General features: G+C 49.1%; 5 protein-coding genes. All 5 read right to left on the minus strand.

Translation table 11 applies throughout. The features are described from left to right. Positions 1 to 456: 456 nt before the first annotated feature. Positions 457 to 1155 (minus strand): hypothetical protein, encoded by a 699-nt coding sequence (locus OQK_RS30275; RefSeq protein WP_157221952.1) that lies wholly within the window; start codon positions 1153 to 1155, stop codon positions 457 to 459. After that, positions 1094 to 1369: an HNH/endonuclease VII fold putative polymorphic toxin gene (locus OQK_RS32145; protein WP_081489895.1), complete on the minus strand. Its 276-nt coding sequence runs from the start codon at positions 1367 to 1369 to the stop codon at positions 1094 to 1096. Before OQK_RS32145 ends, OQK_RS30275 begins: the two co-directional genes overlap by 62 nt. A gap of 45 nt (positions 1370 to 1414) precedes the next feature. Further along, the gene (locus OQK_RS26185; protein ID WP_016775045.1) at positions 1415 to 1876 is read right to left on the minus strand and encodes a hypothetical protein; all 462 of its coding nucleotides are present in this window, start codon (positions 1874 to 1876) and stop codon (positions 1415 to 1417) included. Beyond that, positions 1876 to 3234, minus strand: a complete 1359-nt coding sequence (locus OQK_RS26190) for a DUF637 domain-containing protein (RefSeq protein WP_081489896.1) — start codon at positions 3232 to 3234, stop codon at positions 1876 to 1878. The genes OQK_RS26185 and OQK_RS26190 overlap by 1 nt, the downstream gene beginning before the upstream one ends. Continuing rightward, a partial coding sequence (locus tag OQK_RS31890) for a DUF637 domain-containing protein (protein WP_038861809.1) occupies positions 3195 to 3578 on the minus strand: 384 nt, incomplete at its 5' end. The genes OQK_RS31890 and OQK_RS26190, both read right to left, overlap by 40 nt.

Here is a 3578-nt window from a genome sequence, read left to right on the forward strand (position 1 = left end):
TATTTTCTCTAGAACGATGGTTTTCATACTATGGAGATCAGTAATCTTACTACCGTCTGTGCGTAGGAACGTGTGCCCCGAGAATCGAGCATCTAGACCTCCATCCTGGATAACCCTGACGCCAACCGACTCAAGATCGGCTGCACTTGGTAGTTTTCCATACGTGGGGAAACGGGGACAGACCACGTTTTGGAGTGCGTTGTAAACGTGGCCTGTCCCTATTTACCCTTGTTCGAAATTTCGCTTCCGAAGTTATTGCTCTGTTGAGTATTGAGGAAACGGGGACAGACCATGTTTTCGAGTGCCTTCTATACGTGGTCTGTTCCCTTCCCCCCCAAGAGTACCCAGCTTTTGCATTCAACGTGGTCTGCACCCATTTATCTCTCAGACGATATCGACAATCAGCGTGGCGACCTGCGCGGAGCTCAGAAGGAGAAAAAATAGCGAAATTCGGTTTTACGAATTATCAAAGTTTGATAAAAGATCATCCAGCACTTGTCGTTTTCCGACAGCGACAACTCCTCTATCAAGATCATCAAATTCACCAATCTTTGCCATTAACAGTCCGTTCCCCTCCGTCACATATTCGAAGAGCATCAGATCTTCCGAAATCTTTCCAGACCAGCCAATGAGTAAGGCTTCTTCCATATCCAAATCTATAGGCACAATGGCTACATAAGAACATCTCTCAGCCAAGAACGCCTCCAGAATTGTCCCATCTAAAAGATCCGATAGGCGAATACCTCCAAAAAACTTTAGCTTCCCATCGCGCTCCATGGTATGCACTATCGAATGACTTCCTTGGGGAACTTCAATCCCCCGTGATTTGAACCCACCCCATAGCCCTAAATATTTGACGATTCTCGTGCCTGGCTGCCAAGCCGAGTTACCCAAAAGCAACCAGGCTGCATATCCCGGCATATTTTCGACAACGCGTTCATGTATGAAGTCGAATATTGTTTCCAATGACTCATGAGGCTTCGACGCAATAAAACTAGCTGCAGACAACTTTAATCTGCATTTTCCGTTACCCTCATTCAGATTGATTGTCTGATTCGAATCAGATACGTCATTTTCTCCCAAAATTTTGATTTTAGTAATGATAATAATTTCCCGCTTCGTCGTTAAAATGCGCCCCGCGATTTTGCGGATCATCTTCCCCGCAATCATGTCCCGCTGTGTCGTCACGAATTCTCACTGTCCGCGTACCGCCACCTGAAGCGGGAACCTCAAACTCATAAATGGCTCCGGGCTGAGGGTTGCCCCGTTTGTCGACACTTTGAATTACTCGGCTAGGCTGCTGAATGGTCGGGGGAAAATGCGGACAGACCACGTTTTGGAGTACTTTTTCAACGTGGCCTGCCCCCATTCATCCACACTCTTCCAATACCGTTTCAACGTAATTTTCCTTCACTTAACCCTTAGCAATCAGGGTTACCTTCCACAACTTACCATCCTCTGAAAACTCCATACGTAGATCGTATGTTGAAAACTGATATTTGCACCACTGCCGGACTTTACCAATCAACATATCAACTTTAGCAGATGCTCCTGCGTCTGCCGTACCCAATACCTGAGTGACATTTTTGGCAGTCCAAGCATGAGCAGCCCGATCAAGCACATATTCGTTATACGGTGAATAGCCTTCATCCTCCTGCACAAAAAAATGAATGTGATTTAATTGTCCCGCACGAAACCCAAGCTCTATCCCAGACTTTATAAACTTGTAATATTTTGTTTTCCCGCCTGGATCATTATAGGCATCAGGAGTCTCTGAAATGACGGGCTTTTCTTCAAAACGTTGCCATAGACCCGTGATGACTGATCCATTCTCATCTTGACCGAGAGCGTGAATAAAGTCAGACCAAGTATTCATTATTTGATAACCCCAATCTCTCGATTTCTTTCCACTATTTTTTTAATTGTCTCATCGACAATTTTTGAATCATAACCTCGATTGCGTAAATTTTCTCGCAATGCGTCTGTATCACGGCACACCGCGCCGCACAGATCAATGGCGTCCTGTTGAACCTGTGCACGGGTATTTTTACCCCCATACGTGGGACCCGCAATGTGGACATCGCGAGGAACCTCCACGGCTGTTGCGTTTTGGTAAAGCGATTTGGCCTCCACCTCTGTAAGGGGACGACCTAATTCAGCTTCTTTTGCCGTACGCAATGCAGCAAAGGAAGGGATGTGGTCGTGCTCTAACCCGTCAGCAACTACTTCTCTTGACTTGAGATTCTTATAGGAGTCAACCTCAAGTTCTTGAACCGGTGCTTTGGACGCTTCGTTTCCTTTTACACCACCCGTACCCTTTACGTCGGCTTCCTTTGTGGCAGTCGTACCTTTCCCGGTTGCCCTACCCGGAAAAATTCCACCCCCCATCTGGATCGCGACAGCACCCAATTTTGCAAAGAAACCACCTTCCTGTAAATTCACGATGGAGGCTATTGACCCAGTGGAGTTTAGATTCCCTCCCTGAACAACTCCTACCCAATAGGCTTCTCCACTTTTGCCTTCACTTCGTAGCGTCGCTATCAGCTTCGAGAACTTTTCGTCATCGTCGGCCAAATCGTGGGAGATTTGACGGCAGGTATCAGGTGCCCCTTTACAAAACTCGTCCAGCTCTAACTCTCTTTGCTTGTCAAGCGCTTCATATTTATCCCTGACAGCAAGCTTTTCCTTATCCGTGGTCTTGCTGTCCATCTCAGCGAGCATCTCTTTCACCTCACGGTGGTAGAGATAGTTATAAGTCGTGGCACTCCCGGCGATGCTGGCTCCCAACTGTGAATTGCCATCAACGAGGGCCGCTGCAAGAACACCCGTGAGTTGGGACAACATCACCTGCAGCTGATCATTGCCAGCGGCGAACTTCACCAGCGTATTCATCGCAGCTTCATTCAGCCCAGCAGCCGCCGCACCGGTAGCAAAATCCCCGCCAGTTACTTCGGAAATCAAACCGCCCATCAGCGCATGCGCGACAACTTTTACTACGCCACCTTCCGGGAACTTGATCGTTTGATCGCCAACGAAATTGAACCCGGTCGCCATCGCGACACTGCCCGCTTCTCCCAGCAACGCGGAACCAAAGTTGTCAGCAAAACTTCCGCCACCAATGGTGGTAGAGATGCCACTGGAAATGAACGCGCGACCCGCAGTTCGGATCGCTACGTCGGTAAAATTACTGCTGGTCAGAATACTTGCGGCTTTGCTGCCCCCGCTGTAAACCAATTGGCATCGGCATAATCAAGCATGCCTGCGGTGAAGCCAGCGATAGCTGCGTTCTTGAGACTGTCGGCGCTGAATGTTTCCTTGAATGCAGCGCCGAGGTTCCCTTTATTGCTGATCGTGCTTGTCACGCCCGTCGTAGCGAGAGTTGTGGCGAATGCGCCGCCGAAGCCACCGCCGACCAAGCCCAGTCCTGCCGGCCCCATCACAAAAGACATCATGATGGCGATGGCAACTTGCGCCGCTGGCCCGACGCCCGAGTTCTCGTATTTAAACGACTCGTGAATCTCCTTCACGCGCTGCCAATCAACATCTCCCCGAGCCTCCGCATCCTGCAACCACGCCAG

This window comes from Pseudomonas sp. R62 (genome assembly GCF_000257605.1).
Classification (GTDB): domain Bacteria; phylum Pseudomonadota; class Gammaproteobacteria; order Pseudomonadales; family Pseudomonadaceae; genus Aquipseudomonas; species Aquipseudomonas atacamensis.

What these genes read in the sequence shown, in the direction of transcription:
- OQK_RS30275 (WP_157221952.1), bottom strand. Translation starts at nt 1,155, where the DNA reads ATGATCCGCAAAATCGCGGGGCGCATTTTAACGACGAAGCGGGAAATT.
- OQK_RS32145 (WP_081489895.1), bottom strand. Translation starts at nt 1,369, where the DNA reads ATGGGGGCAGGCCACGTTGAAAAAGTACTCCAAAACGTGGTCTGTCCG.
- OQK_RS26185 (WP_016775045.1), bottom strand. Translation starts at nt 1,876, where the DNA reads ATGAATACTTGGTCTGACTTTATTCACGCTCTCGGTCAAGATGAGAAT.